Raw genomic sequence first — 25,523 nt, forward strand, 5'->3', positions numbered from 1 at the left:
AGCAAGATGAACCACGAATCCTTATCCATCATACATACCATCGAAGTCCCCTGCCCATTGTGCGGGGCGGACGAATCTCGCCCGCTGCATGAGGTCGAGGACTTCACGTACGGGATTCCTGGTCGCTATACGGTCGTCCGCTGCTGCGGTTGTCGGCACCTGTTTCTGAACCCTCGCCCCACCGATGCATCGCTGCTGGACTGTTATCCCCAGCACTATGCACCCTACCACGGCGGGGACGATGCGGCCCCGGAATCGTCCGATGGCGAAAGCTCTGCGGCGGACGAGCCCAAGTCGCCGCTGCGGCGAGCGATTGGAAGCATCCCCGGTTTGAAGCGGTTTCTGTTTTGGTTGGGGCAGGAAAACGCAACCTTTCTTCCGCCTTCGCCGGTCCCTGGTAGATCGCGGTTGCTGGAGATCGGCAGTGCCGACGGCAAGTTTCTGCTGGCGGCGCAGCAGGCGGGGTGGGTTGTCGATGGGGTCGAACCGAGTCGCGAGGCGGCGCAGCGATCGATCGGCCAGGGCTTGGATGTGCAGTGCGGGATGTTTTCGGAGATGGAGGTCGCCGACGCCAGTCGCGATGCGGTCGTCTATTGGATGGTTTTGGAACATGTCACCGATCCGGCCGCGCTGCTGAAGGAATCGCTGCGGGTTCTGACTCCTGGCGGGCTGCTAGCACTGAGCGTTCCGAACGCCGGCGCGATCGAGCGTCACGTCTTCGGGCGTTATTGGTTGGGGTACGACGCGCCGCGGCATCTACAAAATTTTACCGCCAGCCAGCTCAAGCGACTGCTGCGAGAGTTCGGTTTCGAGGATCCAAAGATCATCCATCAACCGAACACACGGTATTGGTACGGCAGCGTGTCGGCGTGGGGCGGCAAGTATTTCCCCAGCCATCGCTGGCCGCAGCGTTGGATGGACTACTTCACCACCGAACCGCCAGCGTGGATGCGGTGGCCGCTGCTGTTACCAGGCAAGCTGATCGCGATGCTGGGCTGTTCGGGGCGAATCACCGTCGTGGCGCGCAAGCCGAAATAGAGTCGGCTGTTTAAGTCGGTTTTCTACTGAGTTGCCGCGCCGGTCAGGATTGCTTCCAAGCGACGCCAGTTTCCTTCGATGCTGTATTTCTGTTCGACGAGAGCTCGGCCGGCGGTTCCCAGTTGCTGGCGCAGTTGGATGTCACCGATCAATTCTTCGAGAGCGGCTTGCCACTGGGCGTCGTTGCTGGCGGCGCGACCGACGGCGTTTCCCGCCATGATCTCGTCGTTCACTCCCACCGGCGCGGCGATCCCCGGAATCCCAACGGCGAGATATTGGATCAGTTTCAAGCCGCACTTGTATTTCATCCACGGTTCTTCGGACGACAGCGGCATGATCCCGATGTCCATGTCGCGAATCATCTCGACCTCGGTCCGCGGGTCCCATTTGCGAAAGCGGACGTCGACGCCGGCCAGATTGACTTCCCCGAGTCGTTCGTCCGATGGTGCGACGACCACCAATTGCAGCGGGATCTTTCGGGCGACAGTCCGCAGCGCCGGGGCTGCCTCTTGCAAGAACGGAACGTTATGTGTCGTGCCGATCCAGCCGATCTGAGGCGTCGTTGCGCGTTGGGCTGTGGCGGGGCGGAGCGGATAATCGGCAAGCCGAACGCAAGTTGGAATTTGTTCGATCTGGGGAGTTCGCGAGGCGAGATAGTCTGCCAGCCAGCGATTGCCCGCGATCGCGACGTCGCACATCTTGGCGACTCGATCGAACTTCGCTTCGTGCCGCAGGAAGACTCCGTCGTCGAGATCCAGCACCAAACGCTGCGTCGCTTTGCGGAGTTTGGCTTCGATGTCCGAGGAGTCGTCGTCGAAGACCTCCCGTTCGATCACGATCGCATCGTAATTGCGGCGACTGGCCAGCAGGCAATGCCAGTGGCGGACGGTTCGTTTCAGCCTTTGGCTCAACCGCCAACCGATCGCGCGGAAGTGGTCGTACTTTTGCGGAAAGCTGTAAGCGACGTCGCAGCGATGTCCAGCCGACTCCAACAATGGCAGATAGGGTAAGATTCGGAAACGCGTCGACGGGACATCGCGTCCCGATACGACGAACAAAAAACGCATGGAGTATCCCTTGCTGGCGGTGCCATTTACGCTCGAACTATTGTGCATTCCAGGGCGTAATCTACACTGCATCATCGACGATTCAAACCATTCGACAGCGAGCCCGAAGCGAATATGCGAGCCATCATCACAGGAATTGCAGGTTTCATCGGCTCTCATGTGGCCACCGAAATGCTCCAGTTGGGCTGGGACGTGACCGGCATCGACGATCTCAGCGGCGGGTTTGCGGCCAACGTCCCCGAGGGTGCACGGTTTGTTCAACGCGATTGTTGCTGCGACCTGGACGATCTGTTTGGCGAGGTGAAACCCGATGTTGTGGTCCATCTGGCTGCTTATGCCGCCGAGGGTTTGAGCCACCATGTGCCGAACTTCAACTACATGAACAATTTGGTCGGGACGTCGAACGTTTTGTCGGCGGCGTCGCGATTTGGGGCTCGCCATTTCGTCTTCACGTCGTCGATCGCTGCGTATGGGCATCCGGCGACCGACAGCCCGCTGACTGAAGCGACTGCCTGTCATCCCTGCGATCCCTACGGCATTGCGAAACTGGCGTGCGAGCAACACATTGCTGCTTTCCGCGACTACTACGGTGGTCCCGACTTCACGATTTTTCGTCCCCACAATGTGTTTGGCCCCCAGCAGAACATCTCGGATCCCTATCGCAACGTGATGGGAATCTTCTTTCGTTGCGCCAAGCAGGGCCTGCCTTTTCCCGTCTTCGGTGACGGTTCTCAATCACGCAGCTTTTCTTACGTCGATGTCGTTGCGAAATGTATCGCCCAGTCGCCGGGCAACGCAGCGGCCAAGAACCAGGTCTTTAACGTCGGCGGTGATCGCGCGATGTCGATCAACGAATTAGTCGATGCGGTGGCCAAAGCCGCGGGCGTGACGGCGACTATCGATTACCTGCCGGCTCGCAAAGAGGTCCTGCACGCGCACGCAGACCATGCCAAAGCGAGAGCCGCGTTTCCGGATGTCTACCGCGATGCGATCGATTTCGAAGTCGGATTGAAGAAGATGGCTGCGTTTGTCAATCAGATGGATGTGCCGGCACCAACGCCCTGCCCTGCTCCGATCGAGATAGTTCAACAGTTGCCACCGTCGTGGAAAAATGTTTAACCAACTGCGAGGCATCGTCGAGCGTTTGCAGATCGATCGTTCGCTTGCGTATGTGCTGGCGTCGCGGATCTGGCAAGGGCTTTCGGGACCGATCACGATCCTGTTTGTCGTCAGTTTCTTGAGTCGCGATCAGCAGGGCGTCTATTACGGTGTCTTCAGCTTTGTCGCGATCCAGGCTTTTTTTGAGCTGGGGTTGTTGAACATCCTGGTTGGTTACGCGGGACACGAAGCGGCCGGTTTGGAGAGCGAGGCCGATGAGGAGCGGCGCGAGCAGGCGGCGCGAAGGATGAGTGAATTGATTCGCGCATCAAACGTCTGGTTTGCGATCGCGAGCCTGTTGTTTGCGATCGTCGCGCTGGCGTTTGGATGGTACACGTTGGCGAAAACCGAATTGGATTCGCCGGTCGCTTGGCAGTTGCCGTTTGCGATCGTGGTCCCCTGCGCTGCGCTGACCGTCTACTTTGCTCCCCGGATGGCGATCCTCGAAGGGGCGGGGTTCCGCGAGTCGATCTATCGCTATCGCTTTTTCCAAGCCGTCAGCGGGAGCCTGGCGGTTTGGATTTCGTTGGCCTTGGGGGCGGGGATCTGGTGTCTGGTGGCGGCGACCGCAACTCAAACGCTGTGGGCGTGGTACATCAGCCGCTTTCGGTTTCGCGATTTCTTTGACCGCTTCACGTCGCTGGTCCAGACGGCCACCGATTTTTCATGGGCTCGCGACGTGGTTCCGGCGCAGTGGCGGATGGCTTTGATCAGCCTTCTGCATCACGTGACGTCGCAGTGCTTCACGATCATCGTGCTGTTGTTTCACCAGAACGCGGCCGACGCCGGGAGGTTGGGGATGACGTTGACCGTGACTGGCGCGATCCAGATGCTCGCCTTGGCGTGGGTGCAAACCAAATATCCCGTCGCCGCTGCTCTGCATGGTTCGGGAGAGCGTGAAGCGGCAGGAACAATGTGGCGTCGGACCGCTGCGATTTCGACATCGATCCTGATCGCTGGGTTTGCCGTCTTCATCTTGTTGGTCGTTGTGCTGCCCGCCATCGATCGACGTTTCGAGGCTCGCTTCATCTTGCCGTCGCAGATCGCGATCCTGGGCGTTGGGTGTTTGGCGAGCCATCTGCTTGCGGTGCAAGGCTTCTACGTGCTGGCGCGGCGAATCGATCCGCTGTTGATCACCGTCCCTGGACTGGTGTTAGCTGCCGCGGCTGTGTGGGCGGCGGGCTATGTTTATTCGATTCAAGGGATCGTTGTCGCCTATGCGATCTGCATCACGCTAGTCGTGCTGCCGATGCATACTTGGGCGTACCTTACGCTCCGCAGCGATGACGATTCGGTGCGCGCATAAAAAAAGAGAGACCCCGGCCACAAATGACTTTCGCCGCACGCGACGCTTGCCATTTATTGAGTCTCTCCTGAACGCTTTTTTATGCTCGTTTAAAATTTGGTCAATAGTGATCGCGAAAAAATTTACTGCCGCCGCTGCGCGTTCGACTCGCGCGATCGCAACCCTTTCGCTGTTGCGACTGCAGGGTGGTTGTGATTGTTTGTTCCGCCGCAACGTGCGGCGGTTGTGGCGCGTCGCTCGAGAACCTCGATTCGGTGTTGATGCCAACGCCACGCTGCGGCCTCTTGCGGTCGCTAGCGTCGACTTGCCAACAATCACTCTTGGCGTGTCCGATCTGACGCAGAATCTTCACGAATTGTGGCGATCTTTTTGCGATCGCGCTTGCCATTTTTAGGCCCTGCTGCGCACGATAGGTAAATGGAAAACGCAAGTAAAAACGATGGTTTGGGCTGCCATTACCACTTCATTACCGGCCGCCTTGCCGAACACTCGTTGAGACAGGTTGTTGAATCTGTTGCGGCTCGCGTTGGATTCGAATATTCGATCGGCGTGATGCCGATCACTGTGGCTGCACTGATTACGCCAAAATGGCTTGCTCGACATTTGGATGTACCGGCGCAAGCGACCGCGGTGATCCTGCCCGGCTATTGCGTGCGTGGGCTGGCGGAGATCGATGCGATGTTGGATGTGCCCGTCCAGTGCGGGCCAAAAGACCTCAGCGATCTGCCAAATTTTTTTTCGCTTTCTAATAAAAAAAGATCGCTAAACGACTTCGATATCGAAATTGTGGCGGAAATTAATCACGCTCCAAGTCGCCAAATCGACGAGCTTTTGGCGCTCGCAAGTGGCTATGCCGCATGCGGCGCCGACATCATCGACTTGGGATGTAATCCCGAACAGCGATGGGATGGAATCAAACAAGTCGTGCCGATGTTGCGCGATCTCGGCTTGCGCGTCTCGATCGATACGCTCGATCCGATCGAAGCGGCCGATGCGTGCGCCGCCGGTGCCGAATTGGTCTTTTCAGTCAATCGCAGTAACCGCGAGATGGCAGTCGATTGGGGAACCGAGGTGGTCGTGATTCCCGACACTCCCGATGCGATCGAAACGATGGACGAAACTGCGGAATATCTGACGCAGCGGAACGTGCCGATCCGGTTGGATCCGATCTTGGAACCGATCGGATTTGGGTTTGCCGCAAGCCTGAATCGCTATATCGAAACACGGCGGCGGCATCCCGACGCGGCGATGATGATGGGGATCGGAAATCTAAGCGAACTGACCGACGTCGACTCCGCCGGCGTTAACTTTCTGCTGCTGGGGATCTGTCAGGAACTGGGCATTCAAAGCGTATTGACAACTCAGGTGATCAATTGGGCTCGCAGCAGCGTTGCCGAATGCGACCTGGCTCGGCGGATGGTCTACGCGGCTTGCAAAGAGCGGATTCCGCCAAAGAACCTTAGCGATGCGTTGGTGATGTTGCGCGATCCGCGTTTAAACGAACTGCCCGCCGGACATACCGAGCAATTGGCCGATCGGATCAAAGACAACAACTTCCGGTTGTTTGCTCAGGCGGACGAGATCAGGCTGGTCTCTCGCGATCTGCACCTGGTCGGCGACGATCCGTTTGAGATCTTTGAAGCTCTGTTGGCAACCGAGCAGGGTGAAAAGGTCGACGCTTCGCATGCCTTCTACCTTGGCTTTGAGATGTGCAAGGCGCTGACGGCGATCACGCTGGGGAAACGCTACGAGCAGGATGAGTCGCTGCGTTGGGGACATCTGACGCGCGACGAAAAGCATCACCGACTCAGTGGCAAGCGTCGTCAAAAAAAGTCAGCTGACTGAATCCCGCTGCGATCCGTTTGCGGGACGACTTGCGTTTGCTCGACTGTGCGTTTTCGGGCGCACTTTGCTGTGAATCGGCATCGGTGCAGCGATCGGTCGATGATGTTTCGTCGTCGGCATCGCAGACCGCTACGATCCCTTCGCACGGATCTTCGACCTTTAATGGATCGGTCGCCAGGAAGCGATCGGCGCACGAGACCGGGAACTCGCTGCCCAACAGTTGGCGATGGGTTTGCAATGCGACGTCGGGAGCGTTGTTTTCGTCCGACAGATGCGCCAGGCAGGCCCACTGCAAACGGGAGCTGTCGGTGCGCTGCAGCAGTCGCGCCGCTTCGAGATTCGAAATGTGTCCTCCGGGACCGCTGATCCGTTCCTGCAGCGCCGGCGGGTAGGGACCCTGGGCGAGCATGTCGGGATCGTAATTGCTTTCGATCAAGACCGCGTCCAGCGAGGCGACTGCGGCTTCGAGCCCATCGAAGACGTGACCCAGATCGGTCAGGATCCCGAATCGGCGACGCGAGTTATCGATGATGAAGACGACGCCGTCGGCACCGTCGTGAGGCGTCGAGAGGGTTTCGACAGCGACCTGGCCGAACCAGAGCGTTTCGCCCGCATCGAAGTGGCGGATGTCGGAGACACGCCCCAAGCGTTTGCGGCGGTCGACGATCGCGTGCGTCGCAGGCGTGCAATAGATCGGCAGGCCAAACTTGCGGTGGTAGACGCCCATGCAACTTGTGTGGTCGCTGTGATCGTGGGAGATGATCAAGGCATCGACGTCGTGGATGTCTTTGCCGTGTTGAGCCAGTCGCTCTTGAGCTTGGCGACCGCTGATCCCTGCATCGAACAGCAACCGCACTCCGTCGGTTTCGACGTACACGCAATTGCCACTGCTTCCCGATTGCAACGTGATGACTTCCATGGCCGCCAGTATAACGGTCGCGCGGCGTGTGGATACCTGGTCGGAAGCCGCAACCGAAGCGGCGGCTGGGAGGCAGAATCGTCGCTGGTCTGCTAGCTCTTTGGGGCACTCTAGGTGCTGGAGGCCGGCGGGCGTAAACTTGTTGGTCAATCGCGTCGGCACGTTCGCGATGTCTGTTCATGCAGAGGTCCGTCGTCGCCTCTCCCTTTCCCGAAACTGAATTCTTGCCTTGCGATGCGGGGCAGCCAACGGAGCGATCGTTTTGAAACCTTGCAGCATCTTGTTTGTATGTATGGGCAATATCTGCCGTTCACCCGCGGCTGAAGGCGTGATGCGGCGGTTGGTCGAAGCGGAGGGCTTGGACGATCGGATCACGATCGATTCGGCTGGCACGATCGGCTTCCACACCGGGAAGGCGGCGGATCGTCGGATGCGAGCCGCCGCGAAACAGCGCGGGCTCGAATTGACGAGTCGAGCGCGGCAGGTGACGGATGCGGATCTGCAAGCCTTCGATCTCGTCGTCGCCATGGATGCCGATAACGCCCGCGACCTGAACGCGCTCGTTGATGGCGGATCAGCGAACATCGTGCTGTTGAGCAGCTTTCTGGACGATGATTGGCCGAGCGACGTTCCGGACCCCTACTACGGTGGGGATGAGGGATTTGAATTTGTCTTGGAGATGCTCGACGCCGCCTGTCCAAAAATCTTGGAGTCGCTGAAGTCTGGCGCTATTTGAGGGGTTAGACTGATCGGAAAAGTTGTAGAATCGTACTGTTTGCCGAGCCACGCTAAATCGGCGAATCGTTACGATTGATGCGACAGTTGCAGCTTTCCCTGCCAGTTCCGGCAATTTGTTTTGGGTAGGACAGGCAAAGGGCTGACAACGCAGTTTCGTCGAAGCATACTCCGATAGTCCCCATGCGGCTCGGATCGGCAACGTTGACTGCTGTTCCAAGCCGCAGCGTGTCTCGTCAAACATCGCGCGACGTCAACTCGTTCTATTCCGAAATACCTGCAGACTGCGTCGAAAAACATGAATGTCGTTCACTGCCCCGGCTGCGCCCAATCGCTTCAACTGCCCGAAAACGCCAGTCCGGACATGACGCTGCAGTGTCCGCACTGCGGCGCGGTTCACCAAGTCGACCAATTCCTGCCCGCTGCAGCGGAACCCGAGGCCGCGGCAGCTGAGCCCGAAGTGGTCTTCAACGAACAAGCTCAAGAAGAGTTCTCGCAGGGGGAGATTCTGGCCGATTCGGATCCCGACGCCACCGATCAAGACGATCAGGAGCTGGAACTGCTGAGCTTCGACGAGGATATCGAAGAGCTGCCGATGATCGAAATCGAAGAGGACGGCGAAGAGGAAGAGCTGCCGAGTTTCGAGGTCGAACCTGTTGCGCTCGACGAAATGTCTGCCGACGCATCGCAGTCGGCGGATGACGCAGCCGACGAAGCGCTGCCGATGATCAATCTGGGGATGGGCGACGATGTGGAAGAGACGCCGAGGTTCGAAGCTGAACCTGCCGCGCCGGGTGAAACGTCGGCCGACGAAGATGCTGACGACGCGGCGCCGATGATCGATCTGGAGATGGACGACGAAGCCGAACAGACACCCAACTTCGAAGCGGAACCCGTCGCGTTTGGCGAAGTGTCGGACGACGACGCATCGCAGCCGATCGACGTCGATGCCGCTGCGACTGACGATGACGAACCGTTGATGATCGAACTGGAGACCGACGATCCCGCGGTGGCTGAGGCGGCTGCGGAGCCGGTCGTTGTCGATTCCGAATTGGACGTCGAACCGATTGTCGCCGCAGAGGACGCGAACGAAGACGAAGCTGTCGAACTGCCGAGCATCGAATTCGATGCAGTCGATAGTGGCGAGCCAGAGCCTGATCTCGAGGACGAAGCGGCGACCGAATTGGTCGAATCGGAAGAACCCGTTTCGGCGGAATCGCTAGCTCCCGAATCGCTGACTACCGAATCGGACGACGCCGAAGCACCGCTGGTCGCCGATCAATCGGAGTCCGCAATGCCGTTGGGCTTCACTGAGTTCGATCGCGAATCCGAGACGGAGATCGCGGACGAATCGGAACCGACGATCGACGACATGCAACCGGTAGCGGCAGTGACTCCCGCTGCTCCCAAGCGTTCGCGAGTGGCTAGCTTGGTGATGCAGATCGTCTGTCCCGAGTGCAACGATCCGGTCCGGATGCCCGAATCGCCCGCTGCGTCCGACGCGATGGTGCGTTGTCCTTGGTGCGGGCAGACCAATCCATTAAATCGCTTCGCCGATCAATTGGCCCCAGCGCTTCAGCTGGTTTCGCCGGGGACCGACAGCGTCGACACGGCGGTGGCGGCTGTCCCGTCGCGGGAATCATCAAATCAATGGAGCGCCGAAGACGCAAACGTCGACGTTGCGACGGCGCCGCGGCAAGACGATGCTTACGCCACGTTCGACGATTCGCCGATGCTCGCGTCCGAAGGTTTCGATATGTCGGCGCATGGGCTGCAGCCGCGGCCGCGTCGTCGCCAAAAACCTTCGATCGTTAAGATGCTGATCCAATGGTTCGGCGGCGGCGTGTTGGGGATCGGTGGCGCGCTGGCGATCCTGTATTTCGGCTTCCCCGAGAAGTTCCCCAAGTTCTTGCCCTTCCAACCGCCGGTCAATCGAAGCAGTTCGACCGAGGGGAGCGACGGCGAATTTGTGCCTCGCAGCGCACAACCGAACAACGATTTTGGCGGCGCCGGATTTGTCGTGGAGAACGAAGACAACGAACTGCTCGAATCGATCGAGCTTCCCGCTGCCGATGCACCCGCGGCGGAGGACGAATCCGAAGCGATCGTGCAAGCTACCGAAGCAGCCCCGCGGGTCGAACCGAAGCGGCCTCCTTCGTTTGTCGAACAGCGACTGGAAGCCGCTCGCGAAGCGTTGGCGATGACTGTTGAAACCGATCCGGAGAGTTCCGAGTTCACGGTCAACCGAAATTCGCTGTACCGTAGTATGGCGGAACTGGCCGAAGCGGTTTCCGACAACCCGTTTTCAAAGCATCCCAAGCGAGAGGCGGCGCGGTTGATGGCTGAACTGGCGAAGACACCGGCGCTGATGAAGTCGCTGGGCGGGCTCGCTCCCTATTGGCTGACGTCGTCGCGGCGGACCAGCGATGGGATTTTTCTGGTCGCTAAACTGGGCGGCAAAACCAAAGCACAATCGCGTCCCGGATATCACTCGATCCAACTGGCTCGCTACATCGGCGAATCGGCTGATGCCGAACCGATCACCCTCTTCGGGTTGTTAGATGATCTGCTCCCCTATCAGGATCAAACGGTTATGATACTGGCGGTGATTGAAAATAACGCAGCCGATATCAAGGGCGATGGCAGCCTGTTGAAGCTGTCGTCGATCCAGCCGTTGTAGTTTTTGATGCAGCCGATAGCTTTTGCTTCTTTGCAGTTGTAGCCATCGCGATCAAAACCAGCGGCAAACCAGCCGTTGTCGTTTTTTGTTCGTTTTGGAGTCGACGCAGTGCAACCCGAACCGCCCCGCCCCGACGATAACGCCAGTCGCGACAACGCCGCTGCGGATGAACTGCTTCGCGTGGCAAACGATCAGGGGCCGGTCGTTGTCGATCCGGCGGGAGCGGCGAGTTCAGAGCCGCCGGTTTCTCCAGAACCCTCTGCGGCTCCAGAACCCACGGGCAGTCTGATCGATACGCTGCTGTTTGGACTGTCGCTACCGGAGCGTTCGGCGCGGACGGTTTCCGCATTGGTCGGCGGACTGGCCAGCGAATCAGCGGCTCGCTTGATCCCTACGGCGTTCCGATCGTCCAAGAGCTACCGCGTCTTTGTCCAGCAGTCGTTGGATTTTGTGATCCACGATGTCGGCGGAGTCGTCTCGCACAAACCCGCCTCCGAAGACGCGCAAGCCGAAGGGCTGGTCGCTCGGCAAACCGTCGGCGGGATGCTCGATTTCGCCGGTGTGGCGACGTTGCACATGTCGCCGATGACGGTGTTGGCGATCATCAGCGACGTCGCGTACGGGTCGAGCACCTACATGCGTCAGTTGAGCGAAGAACTGAAACGCAAGGGATTGATCGATCAGGAATCGACGATCGATCACGTCACCGATCTGATCGACGCGCTGCAGGAAACCAGCGTCCAAGGTGCCGATGCGCTGAACGCGCCGCCGATCAATCTAGAAGGTTTGCAGCAGACGATCGATAAGACCCGCGCGGCGCTGAACCGAATCGATCCAACGACCACGATTCCGCAAGCTGAGATCAAAAGGATCTGGCAGGAGATGGAGACGGCGGCGACCAAGGCGGAGACGTCGGTCTTCGATGTCGCCACGACGATGACGATGTTCAGCATGAACCGCTTGTCGTTGGTCTCTCAGGGGGCGCTCTCGTCAGTCGTGGTCGCGGGCAATCTGATCGATCAACACATCGTCGGGCATTACGCCGATGCGTTGACCGAGATCCAGGTCCGCGGTTTGTGGACGACGTTGGCCGAATCGAGCCAGCCTTATTTGGAAGCGATCTGGAACAACTTCGACGAGACCAAATCGACGCTCACCCAAGATCTACTCAACGGCACCCTGATCGGTAAGGCTTGGGGCGGTTTGATCGGCTGGTGGCGAGGGGCCGACAAAAACAAGACGCCGCCAGCGGAAGATTCTCAACAAGGGTAGGTGAACCTTCCTGTTAAGTTTGCCACTTGAATCGCAGCCGAAAACTCTCGGTTGCTTAAGCGTTTGGCTGGAAAAATCTCGATCGCTGTGGCCGTCTGTTCTAGAATGCATATGCAAGCCAGAAAAAGTGAGGTACCGCCAATGGCTACTGTATCGATCGAAGACGCTCAATCCAAACTTGCCGAATTGATTCACAGCATGGCACCCGGGGAGGCATTGGTCATTACCGACGGAAGCCAGCCCGTTGCTTGTCTGACGGCAACAGATGCACCGCCGCCACCGACCCCGCGCAAGCCGGGGACGCTTGCTGGCACGGTGACCTACATGGCGGATGATTTCGATGCGCCATTGGATGAGTTGAGGGACTACATGCCGTGAGAGTGTTGCTCGATTCCCACGCGGTGATTTGGTGGGTCGATCAGCATCGCTTGCTCAGCCCAAATGCGCTCGCAGCAGTTGCATGAAGGATGCTTCCATTGCGAGCGGCTTCGTTCTCGGCTGTGTGATACCCCGGCTTAGACGTTGGCGGGGTTCATGACGGCGGTGATCGCTTCGCTGAGCAGTTTGATGCCGTCGCGGATTTGCGATTCGGGCTGGACGCCGAAGCTGAGTCGGATCGTGTTCTTCCGCACCGCGGCTCCTTCGCTTGGGTAACAGAACTCGCCCGGAACATACAACACGCCGCGCTCGATACATTGTTTCCAGAGTGGCGAATCGGAGCCGGCATCGACGCCCGGCGGCAGTTCCAACCAGACGTATAGGCCACCGATCGGTCGCCGATATTCGACGCCTGGGATTTCTGCCAAGTGCGTATCGCAAGCCTCTAACATGACTTGCAGTTTGCCCGCATAAGCGGTCTGCAGTCGCTGGACCTGTTCGTCGAAACGACCCGATTTCAAGATGTTCAGCATCAGTTGTTGGTTCAGGTGAGCCGAACCAAAATCGATCACCGATTTGAAGCGACGGGCCGAATCGAACAGCCAACGCGGCATCACGCCCCAACCGACGCGGATTCCGGGGCCGAAGTTTTTCGAGAAGGTCCCGCTTTCGACGGTTAATTCAGGATCGGCGCCGAGGTCGGTTAGCGTCGGGATGTCTTCGCCCGAATAACGCAAGTCGCGATAGGCGTTGTCGACCAACAGCAGGATCGGCGATTGCTGCTGCCATTTTTTCATCACGGCGATCAGTTCTTGTCGCCGAGCTTCGGGGACTGTCGAGCCGCCCGGGTTGTCGCAATACGGAATCAGGTAGACCGATTTGACCCGGTGTAGTTCGTTGTTGTCGGCCAATTGCTGCAAGCCTTGGTCCAACGATTCGGGGATCATCCCCTGGTCATCCGCTTCGATGCCAAAGGCGCGGACGCCCATATCTTTCAACAGCCCCAAGAAGACGAAATAGGTGGGAGCCGCGCAGAGCACGATGTCCCCTTCGTCGAAGACACATTCGGCGACCAGGTGCAGCAATTGGTTGCTGCCGGCGGTCAGGATCATCCGATCGGCGAGATCGTCGGCGTTGTTGCTGAAGTTCCGCCGCGCGATCGCTTGGCGAAGTTCCTGCGGCCCGTTGTTGGTGCCGTATTGCAGCGCCAACCGCCCCGTCGCGGTGTCGCCGAGCACGTTTTGAGCGGCTTCGGAAACAAACTCCAACGGCAGCGTGGCATTGTCGACAAATCCCGCGGCCAAGGAAATGATTCCTGGGTTGGCCAATGCGGCAGACATCAGCTGGCTGATCGGTTGTTCCGAAGCCCGGGTGCCGCGGGGACTGAGAAGTTGCTCGTGCGTGGAGTTGTGGAGGTTCATTCGCTGAAAAACTCGTTTGATTTCGGATCGAGTGAAGTGGAAGCAATTCATGTTAACGAATCTGTCGGGACGAGGATTCCCCAGATTTATCGCTTCGCTGTGGTAATGACAAAAGTTTTCATCGCGGGTTCGGCTGCCCCCGCTGCGGCGTCGCATAAATCGCGAACCAGCCGACGTGGCAATCGTAAAAGTTCCCATCGCAGGCTCGGCCTGCGACGGGCTTCTCGCGTTCTATTTAGATGCGCGTCGCGGGGCGTGATCGTTTGATCCGCAGAGCGGGAGAAACGGATGGCGGTCCAGCGGAAGTTTCCATTTATGGCGGCCGACAGATCGGCACGGGCTGCACCGACGGGCGGTCTGCGGCGCGATAGCGGTTGGTCGCACGTGCCGCTGTCGATCGCCAGGGCGTTTCTCGAAATGATCTATCCGCCGACCTGTACCTTGTGTGGTGGAGCGTTGGTCGATCCGGGGGCGATCGAAATGTGTGATGCTTGCATCGACGCGGTCCGCGGAAAATGTCGACACTGGTGCCGCCGCTGTGGGATGCCGATGGAACCGATGCGGTTGGGCGAACCGACTTGCAATCGATGCCTCAAACAGAAGCTGCCGTTTGCCGAAGTCGTCGTCTTGGGGCGTTATGAGGGAGCGATGCGGGAGGCTGTGATCGCCGGGAAGAAGTTCATTCACGAACCGTTGATGATGGCGTTGGGAGGATTGTTGGGGGAGCAGATTGCTAGCCAAGTCGATTCGATCCCCGAGATTGTGACCTACGTTCCATCCCATTGGCGACGTCGGTTGAAGCGTGGTACGGTGCCAGCAGCGACGCTAGCCAAGCAGGTTGGCCGGGTGTTGGGACTTCCGGTTCACCCGGCGGTCCGAAGTGTGCGGGGGACGATCAAGCAGGGGAAGTTGGCGGCTGGGCAGCGGGCTGAAAACATTTCCAATGCATTTGCGGTACGACGCCGATATCACCCCAACGGCCACAGCTATCTACTGATCGACGACGTAATGACGACCGGTGCGACGATGAGCGAAGTGACGCGGGTGTTGTTGGCAGCGGGAGCGACGCGAGTTTGCGTTGCGGCTACTGCGCGCGGCGTCGGAAAAACCTAAGCTATAGCGAGATAGAAGCGGTTCTGCGATGAACTTTTGTGCCATCGGTCCCCTATAAAAACCTAAGCTATGACACGGTAGGATCGAAGGTCGCCGCTCGGCCTCTGCTTGAATTCCCTTTTTGACGCGAAAATACCAGCAATTCTGTATGAACCCAACGAACTCTGACGAGCTGTCGCCAGCGGCGTCGCCGAGCACTGCGACCACCTTTCGCCGGGCAATCCTGCACGGTCTGGGGATCGTTATGCCGCCGTTGCTGACGATTTTGCTCTTCGTTTGGGCCTGGACCACAACCGAAAACTACGTCCTCTCACCGCTGGAAGCGGGGATTCGCAACGTTCTGGTTTGGAATCTGCAAGAGATCGAAGACGTCAAACCTGTCGATCGAAATTTTGTCGCCGATCCGACGGGAAAGAAGTTTCTTCCCCAATATGTCGTTTCGTACGTCGACCAGAATCTCCATCGCTTAGGGCCGTTTGAGCCGGTGCCGGGGACAGCGATCGCGTATTGGCATCGTTACGTCCAACTGGTCTACCTGCCCCGCACGGTGGTTGTCCCGTTTTTCTTGTTGATGTTCCTGATCCTGCTGTATTTCCTGGGGCGGATGTTTGCCAACGGGATCGGACGATTTTTTGTCCGCGCGATGGATCGATTTATCGGTCGCGTGCCGGTCGTCAGCAACGTCTATTCGTCGGTCAAACAGGTCACCGATTTTGTCTTCAGCGAACGCGATATCGAATTCAACCGCGTCGTCGCTGTCGAATATCCACGCAAGGGAATTTGGTCGATCGGATTTGTGACGGGCCAGAGCATGGCCGATATCAGCGCGGCGGCGAACGAGCCGGTGTTGAGCGTCTTGATGCCGACATCGCCGATGCCGGTGACCGGGTTTACCGTCACGGTTCGCAAGAGCGAGGCTGTCGATTTGGATCTGACGATCGATCAAGCGATTCAGTTTATCGTCAGCTGTGGCGTCGTCGTTCCGGCGAAGCAGCAGCAAGCGTTCAGCCGACTGCAGTTGAATCTGCCCGGCAGCGGCAACGCGTCGGCGATGCTGCCCGGAGACGATGGCTCCGCCGATTCGTCCACTTCGGCGGACTGATCCCGATCTTCGCAGCGACGGCAAGCGAGCCGTAAAGCGAGCTCTCGGAGCCCGCTTCAGCTGCGTTTTGGCGATGAAGATCTCTAATTTCATCGCACACGATGAATCGCTCAGCAACTATAATCCGGGTCCTGTGATGGCCGCATCGAGGGTTTTCGTATCCACTCGAAAGTTTGCCGCGAGCCATTTCTTCTTGCATCGATCGGATTGACTTGGGCAAATACCTCATGAATCGCTCGCTACTCTTGTTGTCTCTGGTTCTCTCGCTGTTGGCGGTTTCGAAGTCCGACGCTCAGTTCGAAGGAATGAAATATCGCATTCCCGCGGATGCCAACACGCTGATCTTGATCAATGCCGAAAAGGCGTTTGGTTCGCCTGTTTCGGATCGCGAGCGATGGGCGGCGCGACGCAAAGCTGCCTACGACGCGGGCGTTTCGGCACTGCCGCCAGACGCAACCGAAGTCATCTTGGCCGGTCGATCGGATCTCGAGTATGGCAAATCGGTCTGGGAACTGGCGCTGATGAAGCTCACCGGAGAGCGGAACGTCGCGACCGTGGCGACCCGTTTTGGTGGCAGCATCGATAACATCGCCGGCCGCAGTGCAGCCCGTCTGCCCGACGATCATTATGTCGTCCAGATCCGGTCGGATCTGATGGGAGCTTACACTCCCGCGAACCGCCAGGATGTGAGCCGATGGTTGAAGTCGACCGATCTGGATACCGGCCAAAAGATGTCCCCCTATCTGCAACACGCCTTCGCCTTTGCTGCCGAAGTCGGCACGCCGATCGTGATGGCGATGGATTTGAGCGGTTTGGTTTCCGAGGCGGCTGTCACGAGAAAGCTGCCGGAATTGGGATCGCTGAAGGATTCGGGCCTCTCCCCCGCCGCAGTCTCCAAACTGATCGGTGGTGTGCAGGGAATTATGCTCGGCATCACCTTAGAGGATCAGACGATCGGTGCGGTTCGAGTCGACTTCGAAGCTTCGCCCGAGATCTTGGCGAAGGTTGGCAAGCCGTTGTTGATCGAGATTTTGAGCAGCCAAGGGGCGATGATCGACGACATCCGGCAATGGACACCGTCGGTAAAGGGGAACACTTTTTTCCTGCGAGGCAAGCTGTCGGCGAGCGGAACGCGACGGGTGATGAGCGTTCTAGAACTGCCACGCTCGCTGGGAGAAGCGGTTAACGATGCAGCTTCGTCGGGAGCTGATTCCGAAGAGTCGGCGGCTCGCATCGCGTCGCAGCAATACTTCAAGAGCGTCTCGACGCTGTTGGACGATCTTCGCGACAAACCGAAGACCGATCACGTCAAAACGTTTGGGCAAGCGGCGATCTGGTACGACAAATATGCTCGCAAGATCGACAGTTTGCCGCTGTTGAATGTCGACCCGGCGCTGCTGAAATACGGCAGCGATGTCTCGGGGATGTTGCGCGACGCAGAGATGTCGATGAAAGGCGTTGGGATGCGATCGTCGGTGCGGACCGGGATGAACAGTCCAACATCTTACGGCTACAGTTCTTATGGCGGCGGATACCGTGCAGGAAGAGGCTACGACGGTGCCCTCTACGGTCCTCAGGGATATTCTGCGAGCGTGGGAGCGGCGCAGGCTTCGGTTCGCGAGGAGGGCCGCACCGACGCGGTGATTCGGGGGCAGGAGCGAACCAAGGGTGCGGCTTCGGTGCAACAGATCTGGCAGGACATCGACTCGGCGACGGCTGAAATTCGCCAGGTGATGACCGGCCGATACAGCGCCGAATTTTAGCTTCTGTGCCGTCGCGTCCAGGTCGACCAGTTTCCACCCTCTGCGACTTGGTGAATAATACGCCCCTTGTTGCAACGAGTATTTGAAACTACGGACCAAGAATGACGACTCTATTGATAGCGTTGGGCACGATGGTGGCCTACCTGATCGCGTACAACACCTACGGGCGTTGGTTGGCGCGGAAGATTTTTCAGTTGGACGACAATGCTGTCGTCCCCAGCGTGGAATTGAACGACGACCGCGATTTTGTGCCGACCGATCGTTCGGTCCTGTTCGGCCATCACTTTACTTCGATCGCCGGGACCGGTCCGATCGTGGGGCCCGCGATCGCGGTGATGTGGGGTTGGTTGCCAGCGTTGGTCTGGGTTCTGTTTGGATCGATCCTTGTCGGTGCGGTGCACGATTTTGGGGCGTTGGTCGTCTCGATCCGCAGCAAGGGGCAGACCGTTGGCGACGTCGCCGGTCGGGTGCTCAACCGCCGCGTGCGGTTGTTGTTCCTGTTGATTCTGTTCATGGCGCTGACGATCGTGTTGGCGATCTTTGGTTTGGTGATCGCCGCGGTCTTCAAGCAATATCCGGCGTCGATCATTCCCTGCTTGGTTCAGATCCCGATCGCGATGGCGATCGGCGTTTGGTTGCATCGCAAGAACGTGCATCTGTTGCTGCCGTCGTTGATCGCGTTGACCACGATGTACGCGACCCTGATCTACGGAAACTCGGGCGTCCTGGGGACGTTGAACCAAGCGATGGCCGAGTGGTCGGTGATCTCATGGGTCCTGATCCTGTTGGTCTATTCGTACGTGGCGTCGGTGCTGCCGGTCTGGATGTTGTTGCAGCCGCGCGATTACATCAATTCGCTGCAGTTGATCACCGCTCTTGGTTTGATCGTGGTCGGATTGGTCGTGGCGGGGCTGATCGGTGGAGCACCGTTGTCCGAGGGAGCCGCTCGCGTGCCGCTTGAGATCTCCGCGCCGATGGTGCGAGCTAACCCCGAGGGAGCGCCGGCGGTGATCCCTTTCCTGTTCATCACGATCGCTTGCGGTGCCTGCAGCGGTTTTCACTGCTTGGTCTCGTCGGGAACTTCCAGCAAGCAGATCAAGTGCGAGAGCGACGCGCAGTTCGTCGGTTACGGTTCGATGTTGACCGAAGGCTTTTTGGCGACGCTGGTGATCTTGGCCTGTGTGGCTGGGATTGGTTTGGGCGTGACGGAGAAGCTTGGCAGCGGAGCGGTTGTGACCGGCACGGCGGCTTATGAAGCCCGCTATCAGTCGTGGCAATCGGCTCAAGGGCTGGGAGCCAAAGTGGGCGCGTTTGTCGATGGATCAGCGAACTTTCTAAAAGCCCTGTCGATTCCCGCGGGGATCGCAGTCGCGTTGATGGGCGTCTTGGTTGCTTCGTTTGCCGGCACGACATTGGACACCGCCTGCCGGTTGCAGCGGTACGTGGTGCAAGAGCTGGCGGCGACGTTTGTTCGCGGATCGGGAAGCGAAGAGGTCGCGGTCTCGGCTAATCCGATGACCTGGCTGACCAATAAACACGGCGCGACGATCTTTGCGATCACATTGGCTCTGGCGATCGCGGCGCTACCGGCTCCGGGAGCCGAGATGACGCTGGCCAATGCGGGCAAAGGCGGTTTGATTTTGTGGCCGCTGTTTGGTGCGACCAATCAATTGTTGGCCGGCTTGGCGTTTTTGGTGATCTCGTTCTTCCTGTGGCGTCGCCGGATCCCGGTTTGGTTTGTTGTGATCCCGATGATCATGATGCTGATCATGCCAGCTTGGGCGATGATGATCGAGCTGCCCGGTTGGTTGAATCCTCCCGAGGGCCAATCGCCTAACTGGGTCGTGATCGTGATCGGTTGTGCGACTTTATTGTTGGAAGCCTGGATGGTCGTCGAGGCGATCATTTTGTGGCCCAGCGTCCGCGGGATTGTCGAAGAGGCGGCCGTTGCCAAGCCGTCGTCTTAGGCTACGATAATCACAGCCATGAATGCATCACAAAACGCCTCCGCCAACGCTGCACAAGCGGCGACCGACGATCGTTCGCCGGCCGACGACGCCGCTTCGCTTTCGTTGCCCGAGATGCTTCGCGTGTTGGAAGTCGCGCGGCAGATGCGGGAAGACCGCCAGACGGCTGAAGTCGCGCTGCGCCGCGACGAGGTTCGGACTCAGATCCGCCGCAAGTTGATCGAATCGGCGAAGGTCACCGGCGAAGAGGTTAGCGACGCGGAGGTCGATGCCGCGATCGAACAATACTTCGACACGATGCACGTGTTGAAAGAGCCTAAGTTTGGGTTCGAATCGCTGTTGGCGCACGTCTATGTGATGCGGCGACGCGTCGCCGCCGGGGCTGCCGCGGTTGCCGTCGCCCTTGCGATCACCTGGTATGCGTTCCTGTCGCCCTGGGCACCGCTCAGCCCCACGGTTCGGGCGGAGCGTGCTGCGGCGGTGCAAGTCGAACAATCGCAGGTCTTGTTGCAGCAGATCGAATCGGCTTCGTTGGATCCCGATGCCACCGCCGAAGCGTCGCGGTTGATGGCTGAGGTGCAAGCGGCTGGCGCGGCGAACCCTGCTGCTGCCACGGCGGCTCACGAGCGGTTGAACAAGTTGTGGGGGCAGATGCAAAAGCAGTACGAGGTCCACATCGTTTCGGGTGCCAGCGAGATGTCGGCTTTCGAACGCGACTTTACCGACGATCAAGGGACGCGGTTGGCCGGATATTACGTGGTCGTCGAAACGCGTTCGCCCGAGGGACGCGTGCTGCGACAATCGATCCGCAACGCCGAAACGGGTGAAGAGCAGTTGGTCGCTCGTTGGGCCGAACGGGTTTCCAAAGATGTCTACGAGCGATTGCGGGACGACAAAGTGTCCGATGGCGTGCTGAACGAAACCTTGTTTGCGGTCAAGCGTCGCGGCGAGATCGAGGAACGGGTTCAGATCCCAACGCGTAGCGGCGAAATGCTGCAGCGGAAAGCTCAGATTACCAACTGGTAGCCACTCGCAGGATATCTATGCCAACCTCCGGTTCCGAAGTGCTTCGCGAGATGACTCGCGCGATCCAAGATGCCAAGCGTCAGCGCGACGCGTTGCAATCGCAGCATCGCGAGATCCTGCAACAGACCGACGATCTGGTCGGTCAGCGCGGGCAGACGTTGGTCGAATTGGCGGAGAGCTATCTTCCCGAGCTGAGTCAGACGACGGTGCGGCAGGTCTGGAACGAGATCCGCCCGGCGATTCAGGATGTGTTGCTGCGGAAAGAGGCTAGGCATCGCGAATTGGTCGCCGAGCACCAGCGGTTGGAAGCGGTCCAAACGCAGCTGCGCGGCGAACTGCAGACGCTCAACGGCAAGTTGGACGCTATTTACGGCGAGCGCGATTCGCTCAGCAAACAGCTCAGCGAACAGCTGTCGGGCGATCCCGCCTTCCAACAACTGACCGACAAAGCGGCGATCGCGGAAATCAATCTGCAGCGAGCCGAATCGAGTTTGGCTGAGGTCGAACACGATGTGATCGCCAAGCTGCCCGCGTATCAGCGGAGTCGGTTGTTTCAGTATCTGCACAAGCGAAAGATGGGAACGCCGCAATACACAGCCCGCGGCTGGCGTCGGCGGATGGATCGTTGGGTTGGCCGGCTGATCGATTATCCCAAGGCGCGGAAGAGTTATGAGTTCTTGAGCGAAGTGCCCGGCAAGATGCGGGAATTGATCGCCGAGCGACGCGATGCGCTCAATCAGTTGTTGGATCGATTGGAGCGATCGCAGCAGAAGGTCGCTGCCGAACTTGGCCTGGACAAAGTCTTGGATCAAATCGAATCGCGCGAAGACCAACGCGACGATCTGTTGGAGCAACTGGAACAGACGGTTGTGCAGACCAACGCAAACGGCGCCGAGATCGACAAGCTGTTGGACAGCGAGGGGCCGTTTTACGCCGAGGCGATCGATAAATATCGACGGCTGTTGGAACAGACCCATACGCTGACTCTGGAGCAGCGGGCGGCGCAGTCTCCCGATCCGATCGACGACCAATTGGTCGCGCGTTTAAAACATCTCGACGAAGAGATCCAGCAGTTTCAGAAGGCTGCCGACGCTCGCCGACGCCAGCTGAAAGAAGCCGAGGACTTTGCCGAATCGATCGACTATCTGGTCCAGCAGTTCCAGCGGGCGCGGTTCGATGATTCGCGGAGCTATTTCGACGACAAGCTGAACATCCGCGAATCGCTCAGCCGTTTAGCCGATGGCCGCGAGCGCCCCGATCTGTTGTGGCAACACATCCGTCGCCACCAGCACACCGCGCCGAACTGGTACGAGGAAAACTCGCGTCGAGTCGTCAACGCGGCGAATTCGCCGATGGGTCAGATCCTGTTGCAGACGATGGCTCACGCCGCCGGGGCGGCGCTCCGCGAAAACGCACGCCGTGCCGGATCGCGACGGATGAGCTACCCAACGTCGTCGACGCGATCGTCCAGTCGAACGACAAGCCGGCCGAGAATGCCAACTCCCAAACGCTCCGGTTTCAGCACCCGCAAAGGGTTTTGAGGGAAGAGGCACTGTCCATTTCGCTTCACCCGCCCAAGCGAAAGCTGGGAGTGTCGGGAAGTGAGCGTTTAGCGAGTCTTCCAGGGAGGGCCTTCCCTGGAATCGAATGCCGGGAATTGCTGCGGACTCCCCTCCCCGAACATCGCTTCGCTTGTTCGACCCTCCCCTGTCAAACTGCGTTTGGGGAGGGTGAAGGCAATTGTTGGCGATGCTGACTTCACCCGCCCAAGCGAAAGCTGGGAGGGTCGGGGAATGAGCGTTTAGCGAGTTTTCCGGGGAGGGCTCGCAGCGGTGCATCGTGGCGAAGCCACGGCATGTAGAAGCCAGAACGCGAGTCCCGGGAAGTCAGCAGTACGATAGCTATGGCATCCAATAGCCTGGGACGCGAGTCCCAGGTGTCGGATTAACCACGCGTTTTACATTCGCGAAGCGACGGCATTAGCTCATCTGTTGTCGCTTCGCGACTTAGCCAACTCGGCTTACTCTTGGTTTTCCCAAGTCACGCCCATTTCGGATTCCAGCGAAGCGTACCAATCGCGGAACAATTGGCCCGCTTGGAAGTTGGCGAACTGTCGCAGACGCATCCGTTGAGCTGGTTCCATGAAGTCTTCGCGGAGCTTTTCGAGGTCGGGCGACGTCGATTTCACCTGGAAGACGTAGAACGTATTCTCCGGCTGATTCGCCGCGCTACCAAACGCTTTCTCGGAAGTCGAGAAGACAGCTTTCATGAAGTCGGGGCCGACGCGGTCCAGATCTGGAACGCTCAATCCAAAGCCTTGCATCGCGGTGAACGGACCGACGTCGCTGATCACCAAGGTCTGTTTGGCTTCAGGGATCTCGGTCGTGATCGATTCCGCATTGGCGTTGTTCAACTTGGTCGCCAACGCTTCGGCTTCCTCTTTGGCCAATTCACGAGCCTTCTGTAGACGCAGTGCGTCTTTGACTTCGCCTTCGATCTCTTCGAATTCGGGAGTAAACGGCTCACGCTGTTCGGTCTTCCAGAATACGAAAGCCGATCCGGGCGGGTTGCTGTCGGTTCGCTTAGGCGTGTAATCGGGGAATTGGTTGTTGTAGATCAGGCTGGCAAACGAATCGCCACCGCCAAATCCCATCCCTTGCGTTTGCGAACTGGCGATCGGTTGATCGGCGACCGAGATCGGATCCTGCATTCCGGTCACGCCGTACTGCAGCCCCAACGCCTCGCCCAGTTCCTTCAAGCTGAAGGCGGGAGGATCGCCGACATCTTTGCCCTGTTCCTTGTCGCCCTGCCACAACATGCGGACGCCAAAGTAACGCTTCATCTCGCTCTCGGCTTGTGCCATCGCTTTCTGCATCGCAGCACGAGCCGCTGGCAACGCCAGTTCGCTGGCGACCTGATCCTTCACCTCTTCAAAGGTTTGGACTCGCATCTTGGGAGCTTCGGGAGGCGTCAGTTCGTCGGCTGGAGCCGCTTCGGCCGCCGCTTCTTCTTTCATCTCCGGCTTCGCGTCGGCAGGCTTTTCCTCTGCTGGTTTTTCTTCCGCAGGCTTTTCTTCAGCAGGCTTGTCGTCCGCCTTCGGCTTCTCTTCGCTCTTGGCAGGCTCTTCCTTCTTCTCTTCAGCCGGTTTGGCTTCTTCCTTCATCTCCGGCTTCGCGTCAGCAGGTTTTTCCTCTGCTGGCTTTTCGTCCGCCTTAGGCTTCTCTTCGCTCTTGGCAGGCTCTTCCTTCTTCTCGTCAGCCGGCTTGGCTTCTTCCTTCATCTCCGGCTTCTCTTCTGCTGGTTTTTCTTCAGCAGGCTTTTCGTCCGCCTTGGGTTTCTCTTCGCTCTTGGCAGGCTCTTCCTTCTTCTCTTCAGCCGGCTTGGCTTCTTCTTTCACCTCTGGCTTCGCGTCAGCAGGTTTCTCCTCAGCTGGCTTTTCGTCCGCCTTGGGCTTTTCTTCGCTCTTGGCAGGTTCGTCCTTCTTCTCTTCAGCCTTTGGCTTTTCGTCCGCAGGCTTCTCTTCGGCTACTGGCTTCTCTTCTTCAGCCTGTTCGTCCTTGTCGTCGTCTTGCGGGCGAAACGCTGCTAGACGGAACATCGAACGACGGTTGGTCGACGATTGATCCGCTTCCGCTTTGGCATCGCTGTCAGCTTCCGCCTTGGGCTCTTCCGCAGGCTTTTCGTCGGCGGGCTTTTCGTCGGCGGGCTTATCGTCGGCAGGCTTTTCGTCGGTAGGCTTTTCGTCAGCAGGCTTTTCGTCAGCAGGCTTTTCGTCAGCAGGCTTTTCGTCGGCAGGCTTTTCGTCAGCAGGCTTTTCTTCGACGACAAACTCTTTAAACCGGCCTTCGGCGACCAAGCGGTCGTATTCAGCTCGCAGTGTTTCGTCGCTGATCTTCTTCTTTTCAGCTTCCAGGAAGCTATCGAACGACGCTGTCAGGTATTCGACGTTAGCCGAATAGTTGCGACGGAAGCCGGGCGTGGCGGAATCGGGATTTGGGAAATCGTCTTTGTGCTTTTCGTACAGCGCTTTGACTTCCGATTCAGGCAGCTTGTCGTCGGGAATTTGAGTGGTGAAGTTGGCGACGACGACTGGATAGGCATCGATCGTCGCTTGTTGGTTCATCTGCTTGAACAGCTCCCAGCTCTCGCCGGGCGATGTCAGCGGTTGAGCCCCCGCAGCGATACCGGTCTGTCCGACGCGTTCGACCGCGTTGGCTAGCAGTTCGGTTTTGAGGACGCTTGCCAATTGGTAGCGACCGATTTGGTTGTCGGACGATTGCGACAGGATCGCGTACATCTCGTTTTCGTTGACTTTGTCGTTGGCATACAGACGCAGCCATTGTTCGATGGCACCGTCGTCGAGGTCGAAGCCCATCTCCTTGGCTTTCCGCGACAACAGGTAGGTTCGCAGAGCGTTATCGAGCGACAATTGGTTGGAGATGCCCACGCGTTGGACGTTCCCCTGTTGGTCGACGACAAATCCTGGGACTTGCGGGCGGCCACCCTTGTCCATCACTTGCTTGGCCAAATCGGCGAGGAAGCGGGTGGTCATCTGATGGTTGCGGACATAGCGATTCATCTTCGCCATATCGATTTCTTCGCCACCAATCGTCGCGACAGCTTCGCTTTGGCCACCGGTTCCACGGGTCGAATCCAGATAAACCTGGAGCGCCGGAAGGACGACAAATGCAATCATGGCCAAACCGGCCAAGGCCGCGACCATTGCCTTTTGA

Annotated in this window: 18 protein-coding genes; 14 read left to right on the forward strand and 4 right to left on the reverse strand. The window is 58.6% G+C overall.

Translation table 11 applies throughout. The annotated features are described in order from the left end of the window. The first annotated feature begins 6 nt into the window (after positions 1–6). Positions 7–1,038 (forward strand): class I SAM-dependent methyltransferase, encoded by a 1,032-nt coding sequence (locus tag CA51_RS02985; protein WP_197451547.1) that lies wholly within the window; start codon positions 7–9, stop codon positions 1,036–1,038. 23 nt (positions 1,039–1,061) lie between these two features. Here CA51_RS02985 and CA51_RS02990 read toward each other — a convergent pair whose 3' ends face one another. Further along, complete coding sequence (locus CA51_RS02990) at positions 1,062–2,105, reverse strand: glycosyltransferase (RefSeq protein ID WP_197451548.1); 1,044 nt, start codon at positions 2,103–2,105, stop codon at positions 1,062–1,064. Between the two features lie 114 nt (positions 2,106–2,219). Here CA51_RS02990 and CA51_RS02995 point away from each other — a divergent pair, with 114 nt between their 5' ends. The 3 genes from CA51_RS02995 to CA51_RS03005 all read left to right on the forward strand — a co-directional run bounded on the left by CA51_RS02995 (position 2,220) and on the right by CA51_RS03005 (position 6,414). Then, the gene (locus CA51_RS02995) at positions 2,220–3,224 is read left to right on the forward strand and encodes an NAD-dependent epimerase/dehydratase family protein (RefSeq protein WP_197451549.1); all 1,005 of its coding nucleotides are present in this window, start codon (positions 2,220–2,222) and stop codon (positions 3,222–3,224) included. Further along, the gene (locus CA51_RS03000) at positions 3,217–4,569 is read left to right on the forward strand and encodes a hypothetical protein (RefSeq protein WP_145117654.1); all 1,353 of its coding nucleotides are present in this window, start codon (positions 3,217–3,219) and stop codon (positions 4,567–4,569) included. Before CA51_RS02995 ends, CA51_RS03000 begins: the two co-directional genes overlap by 8 nt. A 417-nt stretch (positions 4,570–4,986) precedes the next feature. After that, the gene (locus tag CA51_RS03005; protein ID WP_145117656.1) at positions 4,987–6,414 is read left to right on the forward strand and encodes a DUF6513 domain-containing protein; all 1,428 of its coding nucleotides are present in this window, start codon (positions 4,987–4,989) and stop codon (positions 6,412–6,414) included. On the opposite strand, the gene CA51_RS03010 is transcribed toward CA51_RS03005, so the two are convergent. Further along, on the reverse strand, positions 6,377–7,333 hold the full coding sequence (locus tag CA51_RS03010; protein ID WP_145117658.1) for an MBL fold metallo-hydrolase: 957 nt from the start codon (positions 7,331–7,333) through the stop codon (positions 6,377–6,379). The genes CA51_RS03005 and CA51_RS03010 overlap by 38 nt on opposite strands. Before the next feature lie 262 nt (positions 7,334–7,595). Between CA51_RS03010 and CA51_RS03015 the strand changes: the two genes are divergently transcribed. The 4 genes from CA51_RS03015 (at position 7,596) to CA51_RS03030 (ending at position 12,398) form a co-directional block, all read left to right on the forward strand. Continuing rightward, positions 7,596–8,069, forward strand: coding sequence for a low molecular weight protein-tyrosine-phosphatase (locus CA51_RS03015; protein WP_231745967.1), 474 nt, complete (start codon positions 7,596–7,598; stop codon positions 8,067–8,069). A gap of 297 nt (positions 8,070–8,366) precedes the next feature. Then, positions 8,367–10,748: a zinc ribbon domain-containing protein gene (locus CA51_RS03020; RefSeq protein WP_145117660.1), complete on the forward strand. Its 2,382-nt coding sequence runs from the start codon at positions 8,367–8,369 to the stop codon at positions 10,746–10,748. 108 nt (positions 10,749–10,856) lie between these two features. After that, complete coding sequence (locus CA51_RS03025) at positions 10,857–12,020, forward strand: hypothetical protein (RefSeq protein WP_145117662.1); 1,164 nt, start codon at positions 10,857–10,859, stop codon at positions 12,018–12,020. A 141-nt stretch (positions 12,021–12,161) separates the two neighbouring features. Then, a complete protein-coding gene (locus CA51_RS03030; RefSeq protein ID WP_145117664.1) occupies positions 12,162–12,398 on the forward strand; it encodes a type II toxin-antitoxin system Phd/YefM family antitoxin in 237 nt (78 codons plus the stop codon). Between the two features lie 137 nt (positions 12,399–12,535). Here the strand turns inward: CA51_RS03030 and CA51_RS03035 are convergent, their stop codons facing one another. Continuing rightward, on the reverse strand, positions 12,536–13,819 hold the full coding sequence (locus CA51_RS03035; RefSeq protein ID WP_197451551.1) for an aminotransferase-like domain-containing protein: 1,284 nt from the start codon (positions 13,817–13,819) through the stop codon (positions 12,536–12,538). 315 nt (positions 13,820–14,134) lie between these two features. On the opposite strand from CA51_RS03035, the gene CA51_RS03040 reads away from it, so the two are divergent. From CA51_RS03040 to CA51_RS03065, 6 genes are all read left to right on the forward strand, one after another. Continuing rightward, positions 14,135–14,932, forward strand: a complete 798-nt coding sequence (locus CA51_RS03040; RefSeq protein ID WP_197451552.1) for a ComF family protein — start codon at positions 14,135–14,137, stop codon at positions 14,930–14,932. Between the two features lie 148 nt (positions 14,933–15,080). Then, a complete protein-coding gene (locus tag CA51_RS03045) occupies positions 15,081–16,034 on the forward strand; it encodes a DUF502 domain-containing protein (RefSeq protein ID WP_145117670.1) in 954 nt (317 codons plus the stop codon). Between the two features lie 227 nt (positions 16,035–16,261). Continuing rightward, positions 16,262–17,797, forward strand: a complete 1,536-nt coding sequence (locus CA51_RS03050; protein ID WP_145117672.1) for a hypothetical protein — start codon at positions 16,262–16,264, stop codon at positions 17,795–17,797. Between the two features lie 101 nt (positions 17,798–17,898). Beyond that, a complete protein-coding gene (locus CA51_RS03055; protein ID WP_145117674.1) occupies positions 17,899–19,764 on the forward strand; it encodes a carbon starvation CstA family protein in 1,866 nt (621 codons plus the stop codon). 18 nt (positions 19,765–19,782) lie between these two features. Further along, complete coding sequence (locus CA51_RS03060; RefSeq protein ID WP_145117676.1) at positions 19,783–20,790, forward strand: DUF6384 family protein; 1,008 nt, start codon at positions 19,783–19,785, stop codon at positions 20,788–20,790. A 17-nt stretch (positions 20,791–20,807) separates the two neighbouring features. Then, positions 20,808–22,331 carry a coiled-coil domain-containing protein gene (locus CA51_RS03065; protein ID WP_145117679.1) on the forward strand — a complete coding sequence of 508 codons (1,524 nt, stop codon included), beginning with the start codon at positions 20,808–20,810 and terminating at the stop codon, positions 22,329–22,331. A 479-nt stretch (positions 22,332–22,810) separates the two neighbouring features. On the opposite strand, the gene CA51_RS03070 is transcribed toward CA51_RS03065, so the two are convergent. Further along, the gene (locus tag CA51_RS03070; protein ID WP_145117681.1) at positions 22,811–25,486 is read right to left on the reverse strand and encodes a SurA N-terminal domain-containing protein; all 2,676 of its coding nucleotides are present in this window, start codon (positions 25,484–25,486) and stop codon (positions 22,811–22,813) included. Positions 25,487–25,523: the final 37 nt, after the last annotated feature.

The organism is Rosistilla oblonga (assembly GCF_007751715.1).
GTDB classification, from domain to species: Bacteria; Planctomycetota; Planctomycetia; order Pirellulales; family Pirellulaceae; genus Rosistilla; species Rosistilla oblonga.

Bases quoted from the DNA above. Each gene is read 5' to 3' on its own strand.
- CA51_RS02985 (WP_197451547.1), top strand. From the start codon at position 7: ATGAACCACGAATCCTTATCCATCATACATACCATCGAAGTCCCCTGC.
- CA51_RS02990 (WP_197451548.1), bottom strand. From the start codon at position 2,105: ATGCGTTTTTTGTTCGTCGTATCGGGACGCGATGTCCCGTCGACGCGT.
- CA51_RS02995 (WP_197451549.1), top strand. From the start codon at position 2,220: ATGCGAGCCATCATCACAGGAATTGCAGGTTTCATCGGCTCTCATGTG.
- CA51_RS03000 (WP_145117654.1), top strand. From the start codon at position 3,217: ATGTTTAACCAACTGCGAGGCATCGTCGAGCGTTTGCAGATCGATCGT.
- CA51_RS03005 (WP_145117656.1), top strand. From the start codon at position 4,987: ATGGAAAACGCAAGTAAAAACGATGGTTTGGGCTGCCATTACCACTTC.
- CA51_RS03010 (WP_145117658.1), bottom strand. From the start codon at position 7,333: ATGGAAGTCATCACGTTGCAATCGGGAAGCAGTGGCAATTGCGTGTAC.
- CA51_RS03020 (WP_145117660.1), top strand. From the start codon at position 8,367: ATGAATGTCGTTCACTGCCCCGGCTGCGCCCAATCGCTTCAACTGCCC.
- CA51_RS03030 (WP_145117664.1), top strand. From the start codon at position 12,162: ATGGCTACTGTATCGATCGAAGACGCTCAATCCAAACTTGCCGAATTG.
- CA51_RS03035 (WP_197451551.1), bottom strand. From the start codon at position 13,819: ATGAACCTCCACAACTCCACGCACGAGCAACTTCTCAGTCCCCGCGGC.
- CA51_RS03040 (WP_197451552.1), top strand. From the start codon at position 14,135: ATGGCGGCCGACAGATCGGCACGGGCTGCACCGACGGGCGGTCTGCGG.
- CA51_RS03045 (WP_145117670.1), top strand. From the start codon at position 15,081: ATGAACCCAACGAACTCTGACGAGCTGTCGCCAGCGGCGTCGCCGAGC.
- CA51_RS03050 (WP_145117672.1), top strand. From the start codon at position 16,262: ATGAATCGCTCGCTACTCTTGTTGTCTCTGGTTCTCTCGCTGTTGGCG.
- CA51_RS03055 (WP_145117674.1), top strand. From the start codon at position 17,899: ATGACGACTCTATTGATAGCGTTGGGCACGATGGTGGCCTACCTGATC.
- CA51_RS03060 (WP_145117676.1), top strand. From the start codon at position 19,783: ATGAATGCATCACAAAACGCCTCCGCCAACGCTGCACAAGCGGCGACC.
- CA51_RS03065 (WP_145117679.1), top strand. From the start codon at position 20,808: ATGCCAACCTCCGGTTCCGAAGTGCTTCGCGAGATGACTCGCGCGATC.
- CA51_RS03070 (WP_145117681.1), bottom strand. From the start codon at position 25,486: ATGATTGCATTTGTCGTCCTTCCGGCGCTCCAGGTTTATCTGGATTCG.